The organism is Streptomyces sp. NPDC127117 (genome assembly GCF_042677325.1).
Taxonomy (GTDB): Bacteria; Actinomycetota; Actinomycetes; order Streptomycetales; family Streptomycetaceae; genus Streptomyces.
In genome coordinates this window covers 13,204-37,276 of record NZ_JBHXTM010000015.1, presented here as the reverse complement: position 1 = coordinate 37,276, position 24,073 = coordinate 13,204, and the positions used below count along the sequence as shown (strand labels likewise).

Annotated in this window: 19 protein-coding genes; 10 read left to right on the top strand and 9 right to left on the bottom strand. The window is 72.1% G+C overall.

Going from position 1 to position 24,073, the window contains the following annotated elements; all coding sequences use genetic code 11:
- Positions 1-122: 122 nt before the first annotated feature.
- The 4 genes from ACFVH0_RS15570 (at position 123) to ACFVH0_RS15555 (ending at position 7,187) form a co-directional block, all read left to right on the top strand.
- Positions 123-1,217 (top strand): LacI family DNA-binding transcriptional regulator, encoded by a 1,095-nt coding sequence (locus ACFVH0_RS15570; protein WP_385820352.1) that lies wholly within the window; start codon positions 123-125, stop codon positions 1,215-1,217.
- Positions 1,218-1,379: 162 nt separating this feature from the next.
- Positions 1,380-2,771 carry a M60 family metallopeptidase gene (locus tag ACFVH0_RS15565; RefSeq protein ID WP_385820575.1) on the top strand — a complete coding sequence of 464 codons (1,392 nt, stop codon included), beginning with the start codon at positions 1,380-1,382 and terminating at the stop codon, positions 2,769-2,771.
- Positions 2,772-2,794: 23 nt separating this feature from the next.
- The gene (locus tag ACFVH0_RS15560; protein ID WP_385820350.1) at positions 2,795-5,239 is read left to right on the top strand and encodes a polysaccharide lyase 8 family protein; all 2,445 of its coding nucleotides are present in this window, start codon (positions 2,795-2,797) and stop codon (positions 5,237-5,239) included.
- Positions 5,240-5,276: 37 nt separating this feature from the next.
- The gene (locus ACFVH0_RS15555) at positions 5,277-7,187 is read left to right on the top strand and encodes a DUF2264 domain-containing protein (protein WP_385820348.1); all 1,911 of its coding nucleotides are present in this window, start codon (positions 5,277-5,279) and stop codon (positions 7,185-7,187) included.
- Positions 7,188-7,291: 104 nt separating this feature from the next.
- On the opposite strand, the gene ACFVH0_RS15550 is transcribed toward ACFVH0_RS15555, so the two are convergent.
- The 7 genes from ACFVH0_RS15550 to ACFVH0_RS15520 all read right to left on the bottom strand — a co-directional run bounded on the left by ACFVH0_RS15550 (position 7,292) and on the right by ACFVH0_RS15520 (position 13,776).
- Complete coding sequence (locus ACFVH0_RS15550) at positions 7,292-7,855, bottom strand: GAF domain-containing protein (protein WP_385820346.1); 564 nt, start codon at positions 7,853-7,855, stop codon at positions 7,292-7,294.
- Between the two features lie 20 nt (positions 7,856-7,875).
- Entirely contained in the window at positions 7,876-8,436 is a 561-nt protein-coding gene (locus ACFVH0_RS15545) for an ATP/GTP-binding protein (RefSeq protein ID WP_385820574.1), read from the bottom strand.
- A gap of 322 nt (positions 8,437-8,758) precedes the next feature.
- Positions 8,759-9,130 (bottom strand): DUF742 domain-containing protein, encoded by a 372-nt coding sequence (locus tag ACFVH0_RS15540; RefSeq protein ID WP_351259008.1) that lies wholly within the window; start codon positions 9,128-9,130, stop codon positions 8,759-8,761.
- A 2-nt stretch (positions 9,131-9,132) separates the two neighbouring features.
- Positions 9,133-9,567 (bottom strand): roadblock/LC7 domain-containing protein, encoded by a 435-nt coding sequence (locus tag ACFVH0_RS15535; RefSeq protein WP_385820344.1) that lies wholly within the window; start codon positions 9,565-9,567, stop codon positions 9,133-9,135.
- Between the two features lie 7 nt (positions 9,568-9,574).
- Entirely contained in the window at positions 9,575-11,560 is a 1,986-nt protein-coding gene (locus tag ACFVH0_RS15530; protein ID WP_385820342.1) for an ATP-binding protein, read from the bottom strand.
- Between the two features lie 431 nt (positions 11,561-11,991).
- Complete coding sequence (locus tag ACFVH0_RS15525) at positions 11,992-13,236, bottom strand: MBL fold metallo-hydrolase (protein WP_385820340.1); 1,245 nt, start codon at positions 13,234-13,236, stop codon at positions 11,992-11,994.
- Positions 13,237-13,335: 99 nt separating this feature from the next.
- Positions 13,336-13,776 (bottom strand): PPOX class F420-dependent oxidoreductase, encoded by a 441-nt coding sequence (locus ACFVH0_RS15520; protein WP_385820338.1) that lies wholly within the window; start codon positions 13,774-13,776, stop codon positions 13,336-13,338.
- Positions 13,777-13,936: 160 nt separating this feature from the next.
- Between ACFVH0_RS15520 and ACFVH0_RS15515 the strand changes: the two genes are divergently transcribed.
- The 3 genes from ACFVH0_RS15515 (at position 13,937) to ACFVH0_RS15505 (ending at position 19,124) form a co-directional block, all read left to right on the top strand.
- On the top strand, positions 13,937-14,500 hold the full coding sequence (locus tag ACFVH0_RS15515) for a carboxymuconolactone decarboxylase family protein (RefSeq protein WP_385820336.1): 564 nt from the start codon (positions 13,937-13,939) through the stop codon (positions 14,498-14,500).
- 161 nt (positions 14,501-14,661) lie between these two features.
- Positions 14,662-18,399, top strand: coding sequence for a S8 family serine peptidase (locus ACFVH0_RS15510; protein ID WP_385820334.1), 3,738 nt, complete (start codon positions 14,662-14,664; stop codon positions 18,397-18,399).
- A gap of 134 nt (positions 18,400-18,533) precedes the next feature.
- Positions 18,534-19,124: a TetR/AcrR family transcriptional regulator gene (locus tag ACFVH0_RS15505; RefSeq protein ID WP_266727884.1), complete on the top strand. Its 591-nt coding sequence runs from the start codon at positions 18,534-18,536 to the stop codon at positions 19,122-19,124.
- An 85-nt stretch (positions 19,125-19,209) separates the two neighbouring features.
- Here ACFVH0_RS15505 and ACFVH0_RS15500 read toward each other — a convergent pair whose 3' ends face one another.
- Together ACFVH0_RS15500 and ACFVH0_RS15495 are read right to left on the bottom strand one after the other, a co-directional pair.
- Positions 19,210-20,211 carry a DUF6745 domain-containing protein gene (locus tag ACFVH0_RS15500; protein ID WP_385820332.1) on the bottom strand — a complete coding sequence of 334 codons (1,002 nt, stop codon included), beginning with the start codon at positions 20,209-20,211 and terminating at the stop codon, positions 19,210-19,212.
- Positions 20,212-20,429: 218 nt separating this feature from the next.
- The gene (locus ACFVH0_RS15495) at positions 20,430-20,756 is read right to left on the bottom strand and encodes a hypothetical protein (protein WP_124720616.1); all 327 of its coding nucleotides are present in this window, start codon (positions 20,754-20,756) and stop codon (positions 20,430-20,432) included.
- A gap of 202 nt (positions 20,757-20,958) precedes the next feature.
- Here ACFVH0_RS15495 and ACFVH0_RS15490 point away from each other — a divergent pair, with 202 nt between their 5' ends.
- The 3 genes from ACFVH0_RS15490 to ACFVH0_RS15480 are packed head-to-tail and all read left to right on the top strand — an operon-like array spanning position 20,959 to position 24,028.
- Positions 20,959-21,915, top strand: a complete 957-nt coding sequence (locus ACFVH0_RS15490; protein WP_385820329.1) for an STM4015 family protein — start codon at positions 20,959-20,961, stop codon at positions 21,913-21,915.
- 6 nt (positions 21,916-21,921) lie between these two features.
- The gene (locus ACFVH0_RS15485) at positions 21,922-22,893 is read left to right on the top strand and encodes an STM4015 family protein (RefSeq protein WP_385820327.1); all 972 of its coding nucleotides are present in this window, start codon (positions 21,922-21,924) and stop codon (positions 22,891-22,893) included.
- The gene (locus ACFVH0_RS15480; protein WP_385820325.1) at positions 22,874-24,028 is read left to right on the top strand and encodes an STM4014 family protein; all 1,155 of its coding nucleotides are present in this window, start codon (positions 22,874-22,876) and stop codon (positions 24,026-24,028) included. The genes ACFVH0_RS15485 and ACFVH0_RS15480 overlap by 20 nt, the downstream gene beginning before the upstream one ends.
- Positions 24,029-24,073 lie beyond the last annotated feature (45 nt).

The following is a 24,073-nucleotide window of genomic DNA, read 5'->3' as shown; positions in this document are numbered from 1 at the left end:
TCCGTTGCCCGCGCTTTCGGCCGACGCGGCGGGCGTACGTGATGGGCGGCGCGACGGGGCAGCGCCTGCCGGGAGGGGCACTAGGCTCGGCGTCACACAACAGCCACCAGGGGGTGAGCCGGATGCGCCGGCAGAGCACAGCCGGGGACGGACAACGGCGGGCGACGGTCACCGATGTCGCACGGCGCGCAGGTGTCTCGACGGCCACGGTCTCCCGCGTACTGAACCGCAACTACCCGGTCGCCGAGGCGACCCGGGAGCGGGTCGAGTCCGCGATGCGCGAGCTGGGCTATGTCGTCAACGCCCACGCCCGTGCCCTGGCCGGCGTCTCCAACCGCACCGTCGGGATCATCGTCAACGAGGTCATCGACCCGTTCTACGCCTACATCGCGCGCGGTGTGGAGCGGGAGGCGGCGATCGGCGGACGGCTCTGCCTGGTCTGCTGCACCCAGGGCGACCCGCAGCGGGAGCTGGCCTTCATCGATCTGATGCACGAGCGCCGGGCGGACGCGGTGGTCGTGGTCGGCGGCTCCATCGCCGACCGGGGCTACACCACCGAACTGGCCCGCAGGGCACGTGAGCTGGACGCGGGCGGATCGAAGCTGGTGCTGTGCGGCAGGCCGCCGCTGGACGAGGAGGCCCCGACCGTCGCGGTCGAGTACGACAACGAGGGCGGCGCCTTCGCCATCACCGACCATCTGCTGATGCAGGGTCACGAACGGATCCTCCACCTCGCCGGCCCGCCCAGGCTCTCCACCACCCGCGACCGGCTGACCGGGTACCAGCGGGCGCTGCGGCTGCGCGGCATCGCCCCGGACCCCGACCTGGTCCGTCCCGGCGCCTTCAGCCGTAGCTTCGGCTACCGGAAGATGGCCGAAGTGCTGCGGGACGGGCCGGACTTCACCGCCGTCTTCGCGGCCAACGACATGGTGGCGGCGGGCGCGGCCCAGGCCCTGGAGGAGGCCGGGATCCGGGTGCCGAAGGACGTGTCCCTGGTGGGGTACGACGACATTCCGGTGGCCCAGGAGCTACGGCCCCGACTGACCACCGTCCACATCCCCCTGGAGGAGATGGGACGCCAGGCCGTACGGCTGGCCGTGAGCGGCGGGGACGAGGACGACTGGCGCGAACCCACCACGGGGGCGCTGCGGCTCGGAACCCACATCGTGGTACGCGATTCCGTTGCGCCGAGGGCCGGACGTTCCACCCGGAAGTGACCGGTTACTTCCCGCCTGTCCACAGTCGACCATAGTAAATCGCAGTAACTTCGCACCCCCTCTTGCCCCCGGATAGCAACCGCTTACATGCTGGCGCCGAGCAGCACCGTTCCGCACGCTTCCGCCCCTCACTCGTTTCCGCAGGGAGAGTTCCGCATGCGCATGCCCACAGACTCCGCCGGCTCCTCCACCGCCCCCTCCGCCGCCTCCACCGTCGGCCGGCGCTCCGTTCTCGCCGCGGCCGCCGGGGCCGGGGCGGCGATCGCGCTCGGCGCCGCCACCGGTACGGCCCGGGCCACCGCCTCCGTCACCGCCCAGGGGCGCCCGGGCGGACGCCCGGTCAAGCTGACCGTGACCGCCCGGCCCGCCGCCGAGGCCGAGCGGCTGCGGCTCGGACAGGCCCTGCGCGGCTCGGAGTTCCAGCCCACCGGCCTGTACGTCCCGGCCGGCACACCGCTCTCGCTCACCGTCCAGCCGCACGACGGTCTGCTGCCCACGCTCTGGATCGGCGCCTGGGACTACTACGGCGAGATCACCGAACCCCGCAGCTATCCGCTGACCGCCGGGGCGAACACGGTCACGGACCCGCACGGCGGCCCGGTCTACCTCACCCTGACCGGCCGCGGCGAGCGGGCCGGTGTGGTGGTCCGCTCCGGTGCCGTCCCCATGCCGGTCTTCACCCTGGGCCGCACTTCGGAGGCCGACTACCAGCGGCAGCTGGACACACTCACCGCATCGCCCTACGTCGAACTGCACGCGCCGCACACGATCATGACGCTCACTCGCGAGGGCGCGCTGCTGTACCGGGACGAGGACCACGCCGCGCTGCTCGGGCTGGTCGAGACGATCATCGACTCGCATGCCCGGATCAGCGGTCTGGACGGCTCCAGGCCGGTACACCGGCGCAAGGCCGGCCCGTACCACTTCACCGAGGTCAGCAAGGTGCCCACCGGAGTCGGCGCCTACGCCACACACGGCTACAACGGCTTCCCGCGCGCCTACCTCGACCGTGCCACCACCGTGGAGGGACTGCGCACCCGGGGCTGGGGGCTCTACCACGAACTCGGCCACCTCCACCAGCAGTTCGCGTACAAGCCCGGCGGCCTGACCGAGGTCACGGTCAACATCTACTCGCTGGCCGCGCAGCGCACCCTGAATCAGCCGTCCAACCTCCTCACCGTCGACCCGAAGACGGGGCTCACCTACTTCCGGTCGGCGCGACAGAAATTCGGCACGGCCGGTCTGACGTACGAGAAGTCCTTCGGCGCGTACGAGAAGCTCGTCCCGCTGCGACAGCTGGAGCTGGCGTTCGGCGACGACTTCTGGCCCCGGATGCACAAGCTGGTCCGCGAGGAGAACCCGCAGTCCGACTACACCGAGACCGACAAGCGCTACCGGGCCCTCGCCACTTACTCCAGCCGGGTCGCGGGCCATGACCTGACCGACTTCTTCGTGAACACCTGGGCGTTCCCGATCGACACCACGGGCCGGGCCGAGCTGGCCGCACTGAACCTTCCGAAGCCGCCCGTCGACCCGTCCACACTGGACGACTGACCGCAGCGACAAGGGAGTTCACCGTGAACCTCAGCAGACGCACCCTGCTCGCGGCGACCAGCGCCACCGCCGTGACGGCCGCGACGACACTGATGACGACGGCAGGCACCGCGCACGCCTCGCCCGTCGCGGACGCCTCCGCCGAAGACGGCGCCGCAGCCGCGCCTGCCGCCGGCTTCGGCACACTGCTCCAGCGCGCCGAATCACTGCTCACCGGCGGTGGATTCGACCCGGCCGACCCCGACTTCACCGAAGCGGTCGCGGCCCTGGACTCCACGGCCGGGGGTCTGTGGGACACCCTCGACCGCAGCGCCGGCCGCACCGCGCTCTGGCCGGACCTCGCGCCGCTCACCGACCCGGGAAACTTCGGCCAGAGCTACACCCGGCTGCGTACCGTCGCGACCGCCTGGGCCACCGAAGGCACCTCCCTCGCCGGGAACGCCCAGGTGGCGGACGCCCTCGTCGCCGCGCTGCGCTTCACCCACGACACCGCGTACAACCCGGCCAGGCGCGAGAGCGGCAACTGGTGGTTCTGGGAGATCGGCGCCCCCCGTGCGCTGATGGACTGTTCCGTCATCCTGCGCGACCTGCTTCCCGCGGCCGACCTGGCGGACTATCTCGCGGTCGTCGACCGCTTCTGCCCGGACGCGGACCGCCGCACCAACTCCCCCGCGCTCCCCGAGACCGGGGCGAACCGCACCGACAAGGCCGTCATCGTGGCGTTGCGCGGGCTGCTGGGGCAGGACCCGGCCAAGCTCGTATCGGCCCGCGACGCGCTCTCCGACGTGCGCGACTCGGGCCGCAACAGCCTTTTCCGGTACACGAGTTCGGGGGACGGCTTCTACGAGGACGGCTCGTTCGTCCAGCACGATGTGGTGGCCTACACCGGTTCGTACGGCATCGTGCTGCTCAGCGGCACGGCGTATCTGCTGGCCCTGCTGGCGGGGTCCGAGTGGGCGGTGGCCGACCCGAAGGTGTCGGTGATGTACGACGCCGTGGAGCGGACCTTCGCGCCGGTGATCTTCGACGGGCTGATGATGGACTCGGTGCGCGGCCGGGCGATCTCCCGGGAGCGCGCCGGCGACCACCGCGACGGTGCGACGGCCCTGGCGGCGATCCTGCTGCTGGCGTCCGGAGCGCCCGCCGAGTACGCGACACGCTGGCGGGCCCTGGTCAAGGGCTGGCTGACCCGCAACCGCACCACCCCCTTCGAGGGACTTGCGACCCTCCCCCAGCTCGCCCTGGCCAAGGCCGTCCTGGACGACCGGACCGTGCCGGCCGGACCTCGCTCCACGGGCAGCCATGTCTTCGCGGACATGGACCGTGTCGTGCACCGCCGTCCCGGCTGGGCCTGCGCGCTGTCGCTCTCGTCGAAGCGGATCTCGGCGTACGAGGCGGGCAACGGCGAGAATCTGCACGGCTGGTACACCGGCGACGGCATGACGTATCTGTACGACGGCGACGACCTGGGGCAGTTCAACGACGGCTTCTGGCCGACCGTCGATCCGTACCGCCTGCCCGGCACCACGGTCGACACCCGGCAGCGGACCGATCTCGGCACGGGCGCCGGGACCTCCACCTACCGTCCGGCCAACGCCGTCGCGGGCGGTGCCGTGCTGGACGGCCGGTACGGGGCCGCCGCGATGGAGGTGATCGGCGGTCAGGGCACCACCCTGCGGACCAGGAAGTCGTGGTTCCTGCTGGACGACGCGGTGATCGCGCTCGGCGCGGGCATCACGGCGAGCGACGGCCGGCCGGTCGAGACCATAGTCGAGAACCGCAATCTGGGCACGGACGGACGGCACCGGCTGCTGGTCGATGGCATCCGCCAGCCCGTCGAGCAGGGCTGGAGCGGCACCTTCGGCCGGGCCCGGTGGGCGCATGTCGACGGAGTGGGCGGCTATGTGTTCCCCGGGGGAACCGCCCTGCACGCCCTGCGCGAGCAGCGCACCGGCACCTGGCGGGCCATCGACACCGGGGCGGACACGGGCGGCAGCACCGAACCCGTCACCCGCCGCTATCTGACGCTCTGGACGGACCACGGCCCCTCCCCCGCCGACGCCCGCTACGCCTATGTGCTGCTGCCCGGCGCATCGGCCGCGGCGACCGCGGTCCGGTCGGCGTCCCGGCCGGTCCGGATCGTCGCCAACGACAGCACCGCACAGGCGGTGGAGGTGCGCCGGGCCGGGCTGACCGCGGTGAACTTCTGGGGCGCCGGAACGGCCGCCGGGATCACCTCGTCGGGCCCGGCGTCGGTGCTGGTGCAGCGCCACGGCGCCCACATCCGGGTCGCGGTCGCCGACCCGGGCCGGACGCTCACCACGCTGTCGGTCGAACTTCCCTTCCGGGTGAGGGCGGTGGCAACGGCCGATGATTCGGTGAGCCTCGTCCCCGGCCGCAGACCCGTGCTCACCGTCGCCGTCGGCGGTTCACGCGGCCACACCCACCGAGCCGAACTCGTCCCGTAACCCACCCCGCGCATCACCCACGAGGAGCAGCACCACCATGTCCGTCGCACCGCATCTGCATCTGCCGCCGCCCGACCGGCTCCTGTCGTCACGTACCGGCTGGACCCGGGCCCACTGGGAGGCGACCGCCGACCGGATGCTGGAGGCGCTGGTGCCGTACGCGACCCCCGGCTTCGCCCAGTACCGGCTGCCCGGCCGCGGCAGCTGGTCGGGGGTCGTCTCGGACGGTCTCGAAGGCTTCGCCCGGTCGTTCCTGCTCGCCGCCTGCCGGATAGCGGGCGCGGGCGGGGCGGTCGACCCCGCGCTGATCGAGCGGTACACGGCGGGGCTGGCCGCCGGCACCGACCCGGGGAGCGGGGAGGCGTGGCCGAGGCTGACGGACTGTTCGCAGCAGATGGTGGAGGCGGCGTCGGTCGCGGTGGCGCTGCACGAGACCCGGCCGTGGATCTGGGACCGGCTGGACGCCCGGGTGCAGGAGCGGGTCGTCGACTGGTTCTCCGGGTTCGTCGGCGGGCGCACCTGGGACAACAACTGGCGGCTCTTCCAGGTGGTGTCCGAGCAGTTCCTCGCCTCGGTCGGCGCGCCGTACAGCCGCTCGGACATCGAGTCGAACCTGGACCGGATCGAGGACTGGTACGTCGGTGACGGCTGGTACACCGACGGAGACGGCCGGAACTTCGACTACTACATCGGCTGGGCGATGCATCTGTACCCGCTGCTCTGGTCGCGGATGGCGGGCACCGACGACGGTGGCCGCACGGAGATCTACCGGCAGCGGCTCAGCAGGTTCCTGGAGGACTATCCGCACTTCTTCGGCTCCGACGGCGCGCCGGTCCACCAGGGCCGTTCGCTGACATACCGGTTCGCCGCCCTCGCACCGGTGTGGATGGGGGCGCTGGCCGACTGCACCCCGCTGGCACCGGGACTCACCCGCCGGCTCGCCTCCGGCACGATGCGGCATTTCGCGGAGCGCGGTGTGCCGGACGAGCGGGGGCTGCTGACGCTCGGCTGGTACGACACGTTCCTGCCGAGCACCCAGCCGTACTCCGGCCCCGCCTCGCCGTACTGGGCGAGCAAGGGCTTCCTCGGGCTGCTGCTGCCGGCCGACCACGATGTCTGGACGGCACGCGAACTCCCGCTGCCGATCGAGGAGTCCGACCAGTACACCGCGCTGCCGGCCACCGGCTGGCTGCTGCACGGCACCCGTGACGACGGCATCGTCCGGCTGGTCAACCACGGCAGCGACCACAATCCGCCGTTCGACGAGGCGGCCGACCCGGCCGAGGGCACACACGATCCGCACTACGCCCGGCTCGGGTACTCGACGGCGACGGCGCCCGAGGCCGCCCCGCACGCCGTGGCCCGCTCCATCGACGGCCATCTGGCACTTCTGGCACCGGACGGCACCCCGTCGCTGCGCAGCCGGATCCATCCGTTGCGCTGCGAGGACCGCATCGCGGCCTCCTGGTACGCGGCCCGGCTTCCCGGCGACGGCCATCCGTACCGGATCGAGACGACGAGCGTGCTGCACGGCCCTTGGGAGATCCGGGTGCACCGGGTCGAGGCGCCCGAGGGCACGGTGGTGCGGGAGGGCGGTCACGCGGTCGCGCATGCGGAGAGCCCGTTCGCCCTGTCCGGCCCCGACTGGGCACTCGCCCGCACGGCCGACGGTCTGAGCAGCGCCCTGATCGCGCTGCACGGCTGGGACGGTGGAACGGAAGGGGCGGCTGTGGCACGTGATGTCCAGTCCAACGCGTACGGACCGCATTCGGCGATTCCGTACCTTCGCAGCGGGCCGCACCCGGGCGGGCGGAGCATCTATGTCTCGCTGGTCGCCCTCTCCCGGGACGCCGTGCATCCGGAGGCGCTGCGCGATGCGGTGCGGGTGCATGCGGGTGCGGACTCGGTGGTGCTGACCTTCCTGGACGGTACGACGGTCGAGGTCTGATCGGGGGGGGCGCGGGCTGATCGGGGGTACGGAGCTGATCCGGAGCGCGGACTGAGCAGGGGCACCGAGCTGATCCGGGTCGTGGGCCGGGCGGGCGGCCCCGATCAGATCCCGATGCCGTTGCCCTCCCGCTGATCGATGTGCCCGACCAGCTCCATCGCCAGCGACTTGATCGTGTCGAGCCCCGCCCTGCCCCAGGTGCGGGGCACGGTGTCGACCGCGCAGACGGCGCCCAGCGCGATGCCCGTGCGGTCGATGAGGGGTGCGCCCAGGTAGGAACGGATGCCTATCTCGTCGACCACCGGATTGCCGGCGAACCGCGGGTAGTCGCAGACGTCCTCCAGGACGAGCGCCTTGCGCCGTACGACGACATGCGGGCAGTAGCCGCGGTCGAGCGCCACATACCGGCCGCTGCGGCTGCTGCCCGCGGCCGCCGCGCCCAGGTCGGAGCCCTTGTGCGTGCCGGCGGGGGTGTGCAGCCCGGCGAAGAACTGCCGGTTTCCGTCGATGAAGTTGACCATCGAGAAGGGCACTTCGGTCACCTCGGCCACCCGGTCGGCGAAGGCGTCGAAGTTGTCGAACGAGGCGTCGGGGCGCTCGCCGAGCCCGAGCGTCCTCAGCCGCTGGGTGCGGACCAGGGCATCGCCGTCGACGGGCGTGAGCAGCATGCGGCCGTTGTTGTCCCGGATCACGGGTGGGCTCCGAAGCCGGTCAACGGGGCCGGGGACGAGGTGGCGTTGATCAGGTGCTGGACCAGTGTGACCAGGGCCCCGGTGCCCGAACTGGCGATCCGGGCGTCGCAGAGCACCACCGGAACGTCCGGTCCGAGGTCGAGTGCGGCCCGGATCTCCTCGGGTGCGTAGCGGTATGCGCCGTCGAACTCGTTGACCGCGACGATGAATCCGATGCCGCGCCGCTCGAAGAAGTCGACGGCGGCGAAGCACTCGGCGAGCCTGCGGGTGTCCGCGATCACGACGGCTCCCAGCGCTCCCTGGGAGAGTTCGTCCCACATGAACCAGAAGCGCTCCTGGCCCGGGGTGCCGAACAGATAGAGCACGTGCTGCTCGTCGAGGGTGATGCGGCCGAAGTCCATCGCCACGGTGGTGGCGGTCTTGGACTCGATGCCTTCGAGGCTGTCGGTCGCGGCGCTGACCTGGGTCAGCAGCTCTTCGGTGCTGAGCGGTGCGATCTCGCTGACCGCGCCGACGAACGTCGTCTTGCCGACCCCGAACCCGCCCGCCACCAGCACCTTGAGCGCGACGGGAAACCCCTCCGAGCCCGTGGGACCGCCGACGTCGCCGCCGGGATCACCGCGGCCCGGCTCGGCTTCGTGGCTCGGAGTGTCCGCGTAGCCCCGGGTGCCGCTGTGGTTCAGCGTGTCTTCGTAGCTCCGTGCGTCCCCGTAGTTCTGCACATCCCCGTGGTTCCCCGGGTGTCCGTAGCTCTCCGGGCCACCGTAGCCCTCGGACCGGCCGTGGCTTCCGTAGTGTCCGTGGCTTCCTTGGCTTTCGTGACTTCCGAAGCCTCCGGGGCTTGCGTTGTTCTCGTACACGGCAGAGCTGCCGAAGCCGTCAGAGCTGTCGTCGTAAGCCATCGAGCACTGCCTCCAGCAGAGATCGGTCGGTGGGCATGTCATGGAAGGCGGGCGGGTGCGCGGTCACTGCCCCGCAGTCGACCAGGTCGGAGACGAGCACCTTGGTGACCACTGCGGGCAGCCGCAGATGGGCGGCGATCTCGGCCACCGAGGTGGGGCCGCCGCACAGCCCCAGCGCGACGGAGTGCTCGGGACCGAGATGCATCTGCGGCTCGGTCCCCGTGGCCATGATCAGGGAGAGCAGATCGAGCACGGTCGTGGGACGGGTCCGGCCGTTGCTCACGGTGTACGGGCGGATCAGCCGGCCGGCCGCGTCGTCGAGCAGTGGCCCGTCCTGAGGGACCGACACCCTCACAGCCCCGTGGCGCCGGGTGTCCCGGTCGCTTGTCTGACAGGCGTCATCAGATAGGGCCGGACACTCTTGACCAGCATCGTCATCTCGTAGCCGAGCACTGCCGCGTCCGCCTCGCGGCCGGCGAGCACGGCGAGACAGGTGCCGGAACCGGCGGTGGAGACGAACAGCAGGGTCGAATCGAGCTCGACCACCACCTGCCGCACCTCGCCGCTGTCACCGAAGCGCGCGCCCGCGCTTCGGCCGAGCGAGTACAGGCCGGCGGCCAGCGCGGCCATGTGGTCGGCGCTGTCGGCGTCCATGCCATGAAGGGATTTCACCAGCCCGTCGGCGGAGAGGAGAACCGCGCTGCGTGTGTACGGGACGCGCTGGACCAGTCCGCTCAGCAGCCAGTCGAGGTCCGAGACCTGACCGGACGGCATATCGGTCGCCATGGTGCATCTACTCCTTGGAGGTGTTCGTTTCGAGGGGGTCGTTGACCGGGGCCGCGTCCTGGGCCGGGCCCGAGGGGTACGGGGTGGCGGTCACGGTGAGTCCGCGCACCGGCAGCGGTTCGAGCGGGGCGCGGGGCTGCCGGGCTCGCGGGTCCGCCGCCGCCCCGGGGACCGTCTCCGGGGCGGCGGCGGTGTCGGCCTCGGCTTCGCTGCGGGCCTCGGCGAGTTCGATACCGCGCCGGAACGCCGCCATGAGTCCCGGGTCGTGCAGCGCCTGTTCGTCGTCGCTGCGCGGGGCCGGTGCCTCCCTGAGCTGCGGTACCAGGTGCTCCTGGTTGGCACGCCTGGGCAGTTGCGGACGGCCCATGGTGCCGCGCACGATTCCGGGTCCGGGGTGGCGGACGTCGGGGGCGTCGTCCGCCGTCCGGATTCCGGGGATGGCGTCGGCCGGGGTGGGACGGTCCGGGTGCTCGGCCCGCAGCGGCAGCGGTGGCGCCTCGCCGTGGCCGCCCTGTCCCTGCTGCGGCGGTTGGTGCAGGCGCAGCGGCTGGCTGGGGACGTGGGGCTGGCGGACGGTGTTCGCCTGCGGACCGGGTGCGGTGCTCGGACCGGGGTTCAGGCTCACGTTCGGCGCCGGATCACGGCTCAGACCCGGCGCCGGGGTCGGCTTGCGGTGGCCGGCCCTTCCGTCCTCGGCCGGCGGGCGGTGTACGGGACCGGGGGGCGGGACCGGGGCAGCGCCGCCCTCGGCCGGAGCGTTTCCGTCCACGCCCAGCAGGGACTGCGGGAGGACGAGTACGGCCTGTGTGCCGCCGTAGATGTTGCTCTGCAGCCGGACCGCGATGCCGTGCCGGCGGGCCAGTGAAGCGACGACGAACAGCCCGATCCGGCCGTCCTGGAGCAGATGGGCCACATTGACCTGGTCCGGGTCGGCGAGCAGGGCGTTCATCCGCTTCTGCTCGTTGCCCGGCATGCCGAGTCCCCGGTCCTCCACCTCCAGGGCCAGTCCGGCGGTGACCTGCTGGGCGCGCAGCAGCACCTGGGTGTGCGGGGCGGAGAACACGGTCGCGTTCTCCACCAGTTCGGCCAGCAGGTGGATCACGTCCGCCACGGCGTGGCCGCGCAGCGTGCCGGCGATGGGCGGCACGAGCTTGACCCGTGGGTACTGCTCGACCTCGGCGATCGCCGAGCGCAGGACCTCGGTCATGGTGACCGGGTTGCTCCACTGCCGCCGGGAGACGGCGCCGCCGAGGACGGCGAGGTTCTCGGCGTGCCGGCGGATGCGGGTGGCGAGATGGTCGACGTGGAAGAGGCCCTTGAGCAGGTCGGGGTCCTCGACCTCGTGCTCCAGCTCGTCGAGCAGCTGGATCTCGCGGTGCACCAGCGACTGGAGCCGACGGGCGAGATTGACGAAGACCTCGACCTTCTGGTCCTCGCCGGAGTTCTCGGAGAGCCGGGACGCCTGGACGACCGCGGCCACGGCGGCCTCCTGCTGGCGGCCGAGTTCCTGGGCGAGCAGCTCGAAGGCGTCGCTGCCGGGGGCCGAGGGCGGTGCGGGCCTGCGCACGGACACCGGCTCGCCGTTGCGGAGCTGTTCCACCACCCGTTGCAGTTCGGCCTGGCCCTGGGCGCTGGTGCGCCGGAGCGCCAGGCAGCGGCCGAAGACGGTGGTGGCGACGCGGTTGGCGGCGAGGTACGCGGCCAGGACCGCGGCGAGCGCCAGCGCTCCGGCGACGCCCAGCGCGATCCAGAGTTCGCCGGAGAGCCGGGCGCCGGAGCGGGCGGTGAAGGTGACCGCTGCGGCTCCGCTCAGTACCGCCACGACGGTCGGCAGCACCGCGGTACGCAGGAGTTGTGGGCGTATACGCGCCTCGGGGGACGGCTGGGCGGCTCGCGGCCTGCCCGTGGCCGAGTGGGAACGGGCACCGGGTCGGCCGTGCCGTCCGCCCTCTCGGCGTTCCGGTCGCGCTTCGGGTGCGCGAAGTTGAGACATCAGTGTCCTCGGTACGTGGGGCACCAGGAATCGGCGTTCATGCGGTGGCACCTACGGTGGTCGGTCAGGCTCGGTTCATCGGTCGGGCAGGCTCGAAAGTTATGAGCCCACCGTTGATCACCGGCCACACACGGTAGTCGTCAATCACGCGGGTGCGGCGGGCAGTTGTCGAACTTGCCCGCCATCCGTCCCGCTCTGGTATGACCGCTCGCACAAACGACCGATTACTCCGCATTGACACCTGGTCGGCCGACACCCGAATGGCCGATCGGAATGAACCCATGAGCACACGAAACGGCTCGGCCCGTCCGGTCGTGCCGGACGGGCCGAGCCGTCTGTGTGCCACGCGCATTCCGTACGCGGCGGTCCGGGCGCCGTGCCCCGTACGCCGGGATGGCCTGCCGCGGGCCGTACGCCGCGACCGGATCGCGCTACGCCGTCGGCGCCACCGCGGCGTGGTCGGACTCCGCCGCGTCGCCCGGCGCCCGGCCCGTACCGCCGGCCGGGTCCGCGGAAAGGTCCGTGATCCGGGCCGCCGCCGCGGGCCGCTGCTCGATCGGCTGCGGAGCCACCGCTCGCCACCAGGGCTCGGCGGGAACGGTCTGCGCCGTGGGTTCGAAGGGTTCGCCGGGCAGCGGCAGCGCGACTCGGGCTCCCGCGTCCTGTGCCGCGGCGAGGGTGCCCTCGCCCGGCTCGGCCCACGGGTGCGGGGCGAGGTTGAAGGTGGCCCAGTGGATCGGCAGCATCGCCCCGAGCGGCTCGCCGCCCTGGAGGTCCAGATGGGCCTGCATGCCCTCGGCCGGGGTCATGTGGATGTCCGGCCAGTATTCGGAATAGGCGCCGATCTGGATCATCGTCGCGTCGAACGGGCCGTGTTCGGCGCCGATGTCCTTGAAGCCCGGGAAATAGCCGGTGTCGCCGCTGTGATAGATCCGGTGCTCGGGACCGGTGACGGCCCAGGACGCCCAGAGGGTGTGCTGCTGGTTGCGCAGGCCGCGGCCGCAGAAGTGCCGTGCCGGGGTGGCGGTCAGGCTGATCCCGGCGATCTTCGTCGTCTCGTTCCAGTCGAGCTCGCGCATCCGGTCGGTGGACACGCCCCACCGCTCCAGGTGGGCGCCGACCCCCAGCGGGACGGCGAACACCGTGTCGGTACCGGCGAGCGCGCGGATCGTCGGCAGATCGAGATGGTCGTAGTGGTCGTGGGAGATCACCACCGCGTCCACCGGGCCGAGGGCGGCCAGCGGCAGCGGCACCGGGTGCAGCCGCTTGGGTCCGGCGAAGGCGAAGGGCGAACAGCGCTCGCCCCACACCGGGTCGAAGAGCACCCGTCGGCCGTCGATCTCGGCGAGCACACTGGAATGGCCCATCCAGGTGAGCCGCAGCCCCGTGGCGGGGGTCTCGGCGAGGTCCGCGTAAGTGGTGGCGTGGACGGGCACGGTGCCGACCGGCGCCCGGCGTGCCCTCTCCTCCTTGCGGAAGTAGACCTTCGCGAACTCCAGGGTGGATCCGGACGGCCTGGTCCGCGCCCCCACCGGGTTCTGGAAGACGCCGTCGGCGAAGTTGGGCGAGCGGCGGATGCGCTCCATGCGGGCACCGCCCGGGTCCGCGCCGAACGCGGCGGGTCGCAGCGAACGCAGCCGGGTGCGGAGCGGAGGCAAGGGGTCGGCGCCGGTCACAGCATCTCCTGGGGAAATCGGTGTCGTCTCATTATGGGCGGGGGGTACGACGGTGCGAGAGCGGAGCGCCCGGGGGAACGGGGGCCGGACCGGGCCGGGTCAGCCACGCGGCTGCCCGTACACGTGCTCGATGTGCAGCCGCAGCACGATGCGCCGGTCCCGGACCATCGCGCTGCGGTAGTCGTCCCAGTCGGGGTGCTCGCCCTGGACGTCGCGGTAGAGCGCGATGAGCTCCTCGACCGTCGCGTCGTGCGGATCGGCGGCGACCGGGGACAGCTCGGCGGTGGCGTCCACGGCCGTCCACGCCCAGCGGTCCGCGCTGGTGACGTGGTAGCCGGCCCGGGGGTCGCGGCGGAGGTTCTTCGTCTTCGCCCGGTCGTCGGTGATCGAGACGCGGACGATGCGCTCCCGGGGGTAGTAGAAGTGATTGACGTTGGACAGCTGGGGCCTGCCGTCCCGCTTGAGTGTCACGAGCACTCCGCCGTTCTCCTCGGCGAGCAGCCCGAGCAGCGCTTCCTGCCGTGCGTCGATTCCCGTCATGCCGGATCCAACGTCCGTGCCCGCCGCAGGATTCCGGATCCGGCGGCACCGTCATGTCACATCCGGGACCCCTCGTCCGTCGCACCGGTGGAAACAGCCCGTCCGGCGGTGTCCGCGAGGCCGCCGGACGGCACCCGAGCCGTACCGAAGGAGACCGGTCATGACCGTCCGAATCCCGCTCGACCCGCCCCGTACCCTCCTCTTCCGCGCCGTGTCGTGGTACTCGAACCGGACGTACGGCAAGGTCATCGATCCGCTCCGGGCCGCCGCCCACCACACCGGGGTGCTGTGGGGCGGTGCCCGGTTCGAGCTGTCGGTGGGGCGCTGGAAGAAGCTGGACCCGCAGCTCAAGGCACTGGCCGTGATGTCGGCCGCGGCCACCGTCGGCTGCGGCTGGTGCATGGACTTCGGCTACTGGGAGAACCACCGGCACGGCATGGACCCGCGCAAGCTGCGCGATGTGCCGGTGTGGCGGGAGAGCGAGGTGTACGCCCCGCTGGAACGCGACGTCATGGAGTACGCGGAGGCGATGAGCGTCACCCCGCCGGAGGTCGGTGACGAGCTGGCGGAGCGGCTGCGGACCGCGCTCGGCGAGGCGGCCTTCGTGGAGCTGACCACGATGGTCGCGGTGGAGAACATGCGCTCCCGGACCAATTCCGCCCTCGGGCTGACCAGCCAGGGCTTCAAGGACCGGTGCGAGGTGGAGCGCCCCGCCGACCGCTGACCCGGCAACGCGGCCGGTGCTTCAGCCCCGGGTTCCCCGTCCGGTGCGGCGGGTAGCTGCCATGGCAGCTACCCGCCAGTCCGCACCCGGCTCAGATCTGCCATGTTCCTGACAGTCTCACCTCACCACGCCCTGAGAACCAACGAGTTCACGAGGTGAGAATGAGACGGAACAGTTGGATGGCGGTCTGCGCCACCGCGCTCGCCGCCGCCCTTGCCGGTGGAACACTGCCGGCCGCAGCCGGCCACACCCCCGCCTTCGCCGACCCGTCCGTATCCCCGGCCCCGGCCGGCCGGGGCGGCACCGTCACCCTGCTGACCGGCGACGTGGTGACGTACTCCGGCCACGGCAACGCCGTGCAGATCAGCTCGATCGTGCCGGGAACCGGTCGTGAGGGCATGGGCTTCACCCGCTTCCGGGCGGGCGGTCACGAGTACGCCGTCCCGATCGACGCCGTCGGCCAGATCGCCCGGGACCGGGTGGACCGGCGGCTGTTCGACGTGACCGAGCTCGCCGCCTCGGGCTACGCGGACGCCGACACGGACTCGCTGCGCATCCTCGTCGGCGGCGCCACGGAGTCGTCGCGCAGCCCCGGCGCCCCGAAGGGGGCACGCGTCGCCGCCGCCTTCCCGGCCGCCCGCACCACCGCCCTCGACGTGCCGAAGAAGTCGGCCGGGACCGTCTGGGAGCAGCTCGGCACACCGTCGCGGGCCCGTGCACAGGGCATCGGGAAGGTCTGGCTCGACGGCCGGGTGCGGGCCACGCTCGACAGGTCCGTCCCGCAGATCGGGGCCGACCGGGCACACCGGGCCGGGGTCACCGGGAAGGGCACCAGGGTCGCCGTACTCGACACCGGCTACGACCGGAACCATCCCGATCTGAAGAACGCCGTCGTCGCCTCGCAGGACTTCACCGGGGACGGCGACGTCCAGGACCTGCAGGGCCACGGCACCCATGTCTCCTCGATCATCGCCGGTTCCGGGGCCGCGTCCGCGGGCCGGTACGCGGGTGTCGCGCCGGGCGCCGCACTCGTCGAGGGGAAGGTGCTCGACAACGGCGGCTACGGCTACGACTCCTGGATCCTGGCCGGCATGCAGTGGGCCGTGGACCAGGACGCCGCGGTCGTCAACATGAGCCTCGGCCAGACCGTGGCGTCCGACGGCACCGACCCGTTGTCCGCCGCCGTCGACAGGCTCTCCGCCGAGCACGGCACGCTCTTCGTCATCGCCGCGGGCAACAGCGGCGACCACACCATCAGCGCGCCCGGCGCCGCCGACGCCGCGCTGACCGTGGGCTCGGTCACCAAGTCCGGCGCGATGTCGCCGTTCTCCTCACGCGGACCGCGCGAGGGCCGGCCCGCCGTCAAGCCGGAGATCTCGGGCCCCGGCAGCGACATCGTCGCCGCCCGCGCCGCGGGCACCCTGGACGACGCCGCCGTCACCGAGCAGTACGCCTCGCTCTCCGGTACGTCGATGGCCGCCCCGCACGTGGCGGGCGCCGCGGCGCTGCTGGCCCAGCGGCACCCCGACTGGTCCGGCGCCCGGCTGAAGGCGGCGCTGATCGGCAGCGCCGCGCGGGTGGACGGTGCGACGGTCTCCGACACCGGTTCCGGCCTCACCGACGTACCGGCCGCGCTGGCCACCACGGTGCTCGCCGAACCCGCCACGCTGGCCGCCGACGCCAGGTACCCGAATTCCTCCGCCGAGCCGCAGAGCCGCGAGCTGACCTGGACCAACACCTCCGACAAGCCGGTGCGCCTCAGCCTCTCGGCGGGGCAGGGCGGCGCGGTGCGGATCGGCACGCGGACGCTGACCGTGCCCGCGCGGTCCTCGGCCGTCTCGAAGGTCACCCTCGAACCCTCCGAGGTCGAGGCGGGAACGACGTACGGCGGTGCCGTGACCGCGACCTGGCCGGGACACGGCCGGGCGACCGTGCCCGTCTCGATCAAGGCCGATCCCCGGACGTACACCCTCACCATGACCGGGCCCGCGCCGCGTGCGGGCAGCGAGACCACCACGACGGGCGTGATCCTGCAGAACGAGCGGACCGGCGCGTCCCAGCTGATCGGGCTGACCGGCACCACACCGAAGAAGGTGACACTGCCGCGCGGCAGCTACCGGGCCCTCGGGCACACCTGGGAGTACGACACGGTGGACGGCACCGTCGTCGGGACCACGGCGATCCACTTCGCCCGACGGATGACGCTGGACCGGGACACCTCGCTGGCACTGGACACCGAGGGCGCCCGGCCGGTACGGATCGGGGTGGACGACGGCTCCGCCCGGATCGCCCTCCAGTCGGCGACCGGAATCGCGTCGCGGATCGACACCGGCTCCGCCACCGCGGACACCGGACTCGTCGCGCCGAGTTCCGCCGGTCAGTACCGCGTCGAGGCCGTGCCCAGCACCGGCGGGGCGCTGGACGGGCTCACCTTCTTCGGCGGGCTGAGCTGGCAGCAGCGGGAGGTCGACGGGCACGAGCCCGGCTCCTCCCCCCAGGCCCTGAAGCTGCTGCTGTCGCAGTACAGCATCTACAGGTGGCTGGGCACGGCGACCGGCGAGGTCGTCGACATCGGCACCGGGGCGGACACCGACCCGGCGGCGATGGACCTCAAGGGCAAGATCGTGCTGTGGACCCCGGCGACCGGCGACACCTCGTTCAACAACGCGCTCTACCGGAAGCTGACCGACGCCGGCACGGCCGCCATCATGTACGTCGGCTACGGGCTCTCCGTGTACCGGCCCACTCCGGTGCTCCGGCTGGACGAGTCCGGTGTGCCCGCGCTCCGGGACCGGCTGGCCCGGGGGCCGCTGACGCTGACCCTGAACGGCGTCAGCACCGGGGCGGACGCCTACTATCTGCACCACTCGGTCGACGGCCGGATCCCGGCCGGGGCCGACTGGTTCGACCGGCGGTCGGAGCTGGCCGAGGTGCGGACGACACAGCGCACCCACGGCTACCCGTCCGACCCCAAGGACATGTACGCCTGGACCACCTGGCACGGGCTGACGCTGTACCAGCAGGCGACCCGCTACCGTCCGCCGTCGGAGCAGACGCTCCGCTTCTCCCCCGGCGTGGCATGGACGACGGCGACCTTCCACTACCAGTACGACGTCGGCGACCGGGTCTATCCGCTGGGCACCCTGGTCGGCGCGCCCACCGTGTACCGCGCGGGCGGTGACTACCGGGACGACTGGATGTCCGCGCCCTTCAACCCGGCGCTCGGGAGACAGGCCGGTGCCGCCCAGGTCGTCAGGGAGGGCGACAAGCTGAAGGTGGCCCTTCCGGTGTTCTCCGACGCTGCGGGGCACCGGGCCGAGACCGCGCCGGGCGCGGACAGCGGGAGCACGGTCCTCGCGGACGACAGCGGAAAGGTGCTGGCCCGCAATGGCGCACCGGGCCGCGCGACGTTCGACCTGCCGCGCGAGCCGGGCTGGTACCGGCTGAGGATCGATGCCACCCGTACGTCGCCGGACCCGGTGACCTGGATGCTCGGGACCAGGGTGACCAGCGAGTGGCGGCTGCGCTCCGGGCACGAGAGATCGGCCGCCCCGGCCCGGCTGCTCGACCTCGACTACCGGCTCCCGCTCACCGGTGAGAACGCGGCCGATCCCGGGAAGCCGCTCGGCTACACGGTCGGTCTCACCGCGCAGGGGGAACGGAAGGCGGTGCCCATCGCCTCGTTGAAGGTCTGGTACGCCACGGACGGCACCGACTGGAAGCCGGCCGCGGTGGCCCGTGGGGCCGAGGGACGCTGGAAGGTCGATGTGCCGGCCCTCGGGACCGCCAAGGTGGATCTGCGATCCACCGTCACGGACGCCTCGGGTGCGTCGCTGACGGAGACGCTGACCGACGCGTACAACTCCGGCTGCGCCGACATCTGGTGCTCACAGCGCTGACGGTCCGGTCCGGCACCGCGGGCGCAGGCTGAACAGGCCGGACAAGGGGGTGGGGCCGTACGCGGCTCCGCCCCCGCTCTTCCCGCGATTGGCATATTCGCTAGGGTGACGCCGTGGCGAGAGTGCGGTTGAGCGTGGCGGAACGACGTGAAGAGCTCCTGCGCGCTGCCATCGAACAGATCGAGGTCCGGGGGGTCTCGGCGGTCCGGATCGCCGATGTGGCCGCCGTGCTCGGCGTGAGCAACGCGCTCGTGCTCTATCACTTCTCGACCAAGGAGAAGCTGGTCGCCGCCGCCTTCGCCCATGCCGCCGAGGCCGACCTCGCCCAGTTGCGCAAGGTACTGGGCCGCCGTACGAGCGCGGTACGGCGGCTGCGCGCCGCCGTCCGCTGGTACGCGCCGACGGGGCAGGCCAAGGGGTGGCGGCTGTGGATCGAGGGCTGGGCCGCCTCGCTGCGCGACCCGGCACTGCGCAATGTGGCCGGCGACCTCGACCAGCAGTGGAAGGCGGAGTTGGCCGAGGTCATCGAAGAGGGCGCCGCCGCCGGTGAGTTCCACTGCGACGATCCGATGTCCGCGGCCTGGCGGCTGACCGCCCTGCTGGACGGCCTGGCCGTCCAGACGACGTCGTACGCGGGCCCGCTCTCCCGGGCCACGATGCTGGCCTGGACCGACGAGGCGCTCGCCCGCGAACTCGGCATCGACCACGAGGCACTGACGGCCTGATCTCGATCCCGGCCCGCCCCGGCCGGTATCTCGTCGTGCGGCCCCTTTGCCGCGTGGCCCCGGCCGGCGGACCGTCCGTCGGCGCTCAGGTCTGGCGCACGGGCGCGTACGCGTTGCCGTCGAGTCCGAAGGTCCAGGCCACACCGGCCTTGGCGGTCCGGGTGCTGGGCGGCACCCGCAGCCAGTAGACACGGTGCGTGCCGTCCGGTTCGGGGGTGGAGTTGACCACCTCGACCATCACCACGTCCTCGTCGCCGTCCAGCGCGATCCGCCAGAGGACACCCGTCTCGTCACGGTGCACCGGCTCCGCACCGGATTCGTTGAGGTACCGGTCGTAGCCGTAGAACTCCAGCATCACGCGGCGCAGTTCCGCGTTCTCCTCCTCGCGTATCCGCTTCGGAGTCAGGGAGTTCAGCTCCTCCAGGAACTCGGCGGGCACCGGCATGCCGCGCCAGGCGTAAAGGGCGAAGCCGTCACGGTAGGCGAGCGCCGGACCGTCCCCGCGGTCGAGCCGGCCCGCCTCGTCCCGGTGCAGCGCCTCCGGCCGCTCGCTGATCACCACGGCGCGCTCGTAGGGCCACCACCACCCCGCGTGCCTGGCCACCTCCGCCAGACCGTCGAGGCGGTCGCCCCGGCCGTCGAAGGCGGCGAGCCAGGCCGCGTCGTGCTGGCCCAGCACTGCGTCGAGCAGCACCAGCCGGACGTCCGACTCGTCCTCGGGGCGCTCCGAGAGGTCCGCGACGACACCGGCCCGGATCCGGTCGGCGAGTGCCGCGGTGGTCTCCCAGAGCTGGGCGCCGGTGGCGGACCACAGTGCGGACCAGCCGGCCGGGCCCAGTTCGTCGTACATCCGGCGGCGCTCCTGGGCCCAGGGCCGGGTCCGTATCTCGTCACGCACCGAACGCCCGGCGTCGACGAGCTTTTCGACGGCCTCCACCGCGGCCCTGGGCGAGTCGACCCAGATGATCCGCTCCGGCTCGGCGAGTCCTGCGCTGCGGTAGGCGAGCCGCAGCCCGTCCTCGGCCGCGGACCGGTCGGCCGCGCCGGTCGCCGCTGCTACGGCCCGCCATGAGTCCACGTACTGCATCGGTCTTCCCCGTCCCCAGTGTTCTGTGTGTCGTGTGTTCTGTCTGTCGTGTGTGCCGTGCTGCTCTGCGTGCCGTGCTGTTCTGTGACTGTCATCTGCGACGGTCTTGTCGTGCAGCGTGATGCATGCTGCTTGCTGCGCTGCCGTCGGTACGTTGTGCGTCGCGGGATCTCCGGTTCCCCGCCCGCCATGCTTCCGCCGCCGGCATCGGCCCGCCGTCAGTCCGCGACGATGCGGACCGCCCCCGGCGTGTACTCCCGCTGACGCACCACGCGGTACCAGCCCTTCGACAGCGGGATCGTCGCGTGCTCCTCGTGCACCACCCGTCCGCCCTCGGGGAGATGGAGCAGCATCGGCCCGAACACCCCCGCCTCCCGCATCAGCCGGCCCGGCCCCTGCACCGCGTGGGCGTGCCCGGTGACCTCACCCAGCGCGAGGACCATGCGCCCCCGGCCGTCCCTCGGCTCACCCGGCGCGTCCACGAGATGCGCGGGCACCGCCGACTCCTCCAACGACACGATCAGTACATCGCCCTGCCGGTACACAGACGTCTCCCCTCGATGGCCGCACCCGCTGTGCCGGCCACGCAGAAAACGCTACGGGGCGGGTCTGACAATCGACCGGCGGGCGACCGGACCCGGCGGACCGGGACGGGCCCGTCGCGGTGGTCCCGGTCGCGCCGTTGTCAGTGCGGCTTGATAAACCTTGGGGACATCAGCCGTCCCCCAGTACCAGGAGCTCAGGGTCATGTCCGGTGTGGACCATCTGCACGAGTTGCTCGGCCTTCCCGCTGTCGATTTCCAGCACGCGTCGGGTGAGGCACCTGTGCAGGCCGCCGACGCGGCAGCCTGGCGCATCTCGGTCGATCCGTATGACGACGATTCCGAGATGACCTGGGAGGAAGCCTTCAAGGCGTTCCTGGAGGCGGTCGACCCGACGGGGGTCCGGGCGCTGATCGTCGGTCAGTGGGGTGAGGCGTACGAGGTGAAGTCGTCGTACCCGATCGATCTGATCATCGCCGCCGCGGACCGGCTGACCTCGCTGGAGGCCGTCTTCGTCGGCGACATGACCTCGGAGGAGAACGAGATCTCCTGGATCGAGCAGTCGGATGTCACGGCGCTGCTGAACGCCTTCCCCGGTCTGCTCGAACTGGGTGTGCGCGGCGGCACCGATCTGGTCTTCTCGCCTTCGAAGCACGAGCGGCTGCGTTCGCTGACCATCGAGACCGGCGGTCTGCCCGTCGGCGTGATCCGCGGCATCCTGGACAGCGAGCTGCCGGCGCTGGAGCGGCTCGATCTGTGGCTCGGTGTCTCCGCGTACGGGGGCGACACCGATGTGGCCGACCTGGCCCCGCTGCTCTCCGGCACCCGCTTCCCCCGGCTCACCCATCTCGGTCTGCGCAACAGCGAGGTGCAGAACGAGATCGCGGCGGCGGTGGCCTCCGCCCCGGTCGTCGCGCAGCTGCGTGTCCTCGACCTGTCGAACGGCACCATGGGCGACGAGGGCGCGGCGGCGCTGCTGGACGGCCAGCCGCTCACCCATCTCGAAAAGCTCGATCTGTACCACCACTTCATGACCGAGCCGATGGAGCGCCGGATCGTACAGGCGCTGGAGCCGCACGGCGTGCGGGTCGATGTGTCGGAGCGCGAGACGCCCTGGGGCAACCGCGGTGTCGAAGGCCGCTACACCTCGGTCTCGGAGTGAGGCGCGATGACTGACGTCGAGCACCCCGAAACGTTTTACGGTCTGCCGGTCCACACCCTCGCAGGACCCGGCCGGCCCCCCGGCGGCGCGCTCCCGGGCGCCGGTTCGGTCGCGTGGCGGCTGGAGAGCGCCTGGCAGGGCGATCTGACGTTCGGCACGCTGTGGCAGCACTTCGTCGACACGGTCGACACCACACAGGTGCGGGCCCTGGTGATCGGCCCCTGGTGGCAGGAGGAGTACGAAGCCTTCGCCCCGGTCCTGGATCTGCTGGTCGCTCACGCCGACCGCTTCCCGGCCCTGCGCGCGCTCTTCCTCGCCGATGTCGTCAGCGAGGAATGCGAACTGTCGTGGCTGCAGATGTGCGACATAACCCCGGCGGTCGAGGCGTTCGGCGAGCTGGAGGAGCTGGCGGCACGCGGGTGCGGCGAGCAGGGCGCCGACCGCCCGTCGCTCGGTCTGCGACCGGTGCGGCACAAGTCGCTCAGGTCGCTGAGGTTCGAGTCCGGCGGGCTGCCGTCCGGCATCGTGCGGGCGATCGGTGCGTCCGAACTGCCCGCGCTGGAGCGCCTCGAACTCTGGCTCGGTGTCACCGAGTACGGCGGTGACACCACGGTCGCGGACCTCGCTCCGCTGCTGTCCGGCGCGACGTTCCCCGCCCTGCGCCATCTGGGGCTGCAGAACAGCGAGATCCAGGACGAGATCGCGGCCGCCGTGGCCTCCGCCCCGGTCGTCGCCCGGCTGGAGTCGCTCTCCCTCGCGATGGGGACACTGGGCGACGAGGGTGCGCAAGCGCTGCTCTCGGGCCAGCCGCTCACCCATCTGGCCTCGTTGGATCTGCACCATCACTACATGAGCGACCCGCTGGTGGACCGTCTGCACAAGCTCCTGGGGCCGGACCGGGTGAACAGCGACATCGACGAGGTCGAGTACTGGGATCCGGAAGAGGACGACGACCGCTATGTCGCCGTCAGCGAGTAGTACGGCAGGTCCGGCGCCGCGCTTCGCCGTCGTGGGTGTGCCCGGCAACCGCCGGGTCACGCTCTTCCAGGACGCCGTGCGCGCCGCCGGGCTGCCCGCGGGGCGCGTCGTGCCCTGGCTGGCCGTCCTGCGCGGCGAAGCCTCCTTCCGGCCCGGAGAGACCGTGCGGATGGACTCCCCCGGTGAGGACGCCGAGGTGGAGCGGCTGCTCCGCACGGTCGGGGATCCGGCCAGGGTCGAGGGGACCGCCCGCTGGTACGCCGGATTCACCTCGGCCGTACGGACGGTGGCGCGGGCGGCCTCCGCCGCCGGTGCCGAGCTGCTCGACGATCCCGACGACGTCGCGGTGCTGTTCGACAAGCGGCTCTGCCATGCCGTGCTGGACGGTGCCGGGGTGCCGGTCCCGGCGTCCTCGACCTCGGGGGCCGCGGCCCCCGTGGTGCGGGACTGGGCGGACGTTCGCGAGCGGATGGCGGACCACGGCATGTCCAGGGTCTTCGTGAAGCTCGCGCACGGCTCGTCCGCCTCGGGGGTCCTGGCGGTGGAGACGGCCGGTCCGGGCCGCATCAGGGCCACCACGTCGGTGGAGCGCGACGCGTCAGAGCGGCTCTTCAATTCCCTGCGGGTGCGCCGCATCACGGCGGAGCCGGAGATCGCGGCGATCGTCGACGCGCTCGCACCCGACGGGCTGCACATCGAGCGCTGGCTTCCCAAGGCCACCCAGCGCGGCCGGGCGACGGACCTGCGGGTCGTGGTGGTGGCGGGCCGGGCCACCCACGCCGTGGTGCGCACCAGCCACTCCCCCATGACCAATCTTCACCTCGGCGGCGAGCGCGGAGACCTCGACGCCGTCCGCACGGCCGTCGAGGCGGCGGGCGGCAGCTGGAGCGAGGCCCTGGCCGTGTGCGAACGGGCGGCCGCCTGCTTCCCGGACACCCTGTGCGTGGGCGTCGATCTGCTGCCCTCGACCGGCTGGCGGCGCTTCGCCGTCGGCGAGGTCAACGCCTTCGGCGACCTGCTGCCGCGCCTGACCGGGCTTCCCGGCAGCGGCGCCGAGGGACTGGACACGTACGCGGCGCAGGTCGCCGCCGTACAGAACAGAGCAAGGAACCACCGTGCAACCGCCACCGCCTGACACCGCCCCCATCCCAGCGGACGCCCAGAACCCCGACACCTTCGC

Bases quoted from the DNA above. Each gene is read 5' to 3' on its own strand.
- ACFVH0_RS15570 (WP_385820352.1), top strand. From the start codon at position 123: ATGCGCCGGCAGAGCACAGCCGGGGACGGACAACGGCGGGCGACGGTC.
- ACFVH0_RS15565 (WP_385820575.1), top strand. From the start codon at position 1,380: ATGCCCACAGACTCCGCCGGCTCCTCCACCGCCCCCTCCGCCGCCTCC.
- ACFVH0_RS15555 (WP_385820348.1), top strand. From the start codon at position 5,277: ATGTCCGTCGCACCGCATCTGCATCTGCCGCCGCCCGACCGGCTCCTG.
- ACFVH0_RS15550 (WP_385820346.1), bottom strand. From the start codon at position 7,855: ATGCTGCTCACGCCCGTCGACGGCGATGCCCTGGTCCGCACCCAGCGG.
- ACFVH0_RS15535 (WP_385820344.1), bottom strand. From the start codon at position 9,567: ATGGCGACCGATATGCCGTCCGGTCAGGTCTCGGACCTCGACTGGCTG.
- ACFVH0_RS15530 (WP_385820342.1), bottom strand. From the start codon at position 11,560: ATGTCTCAACTTCGCGCACCCGAAGCGCGACCGGAACGCCGAGAGGGC.
- ACFVH0_RS15520 (WP_385820338.1), bottom strand. From the start codon at position 13,776: ATGACGGGAATCGACGCACGGCAGGAAGCGCTGCTCGGGCTGCTCGCC.
- ACFVH0_RS15515 (WP_385820336.1), top strand. From the start codon at position 13,937: ATGACCGTCCGAATCCCGCTCGACCCGCCCCGTACCCTCCTCTTCCGC.
- ACFVH0_RS15510 (WP_385820334.1), top strand. From the start codon at position 14,662: ATGAGACGGAACAGTTGGATGGCGGTCTGCGCCACCGCGCTCGCCGCC.
- ACFVH0_RS15500 (WP_385820332.1), bottom strand. From the start codon at position 20,211: ATGCAGTACGTGGACTCATGGCGGGCCGTAGCAGCGGCGACCGGCGCG.
- ACFVH0_RS15490 (WP_385820329.1), top strand. From the start codon at position 20,959: ATGTCCGGTGTGGACCATCTGCACGAGTTGCTCGGCCTTCCCGCTGTC.
- ACFVH0_RS15485 (WP_385820327.1), top strand. From the start codon at position 21,922: ATGACTGACGTCGAGCACCCCGAAACGTTTTACGGTCTGCCGGTCCAC.
- ACFVH0_RS15480 (WP_385820325.1), top strand. From the start codon at position 22,874: ATGTCGCCGTCAGCGAGTAGTACGGCAGGTCCGGCGCCGCGCTTCGCC.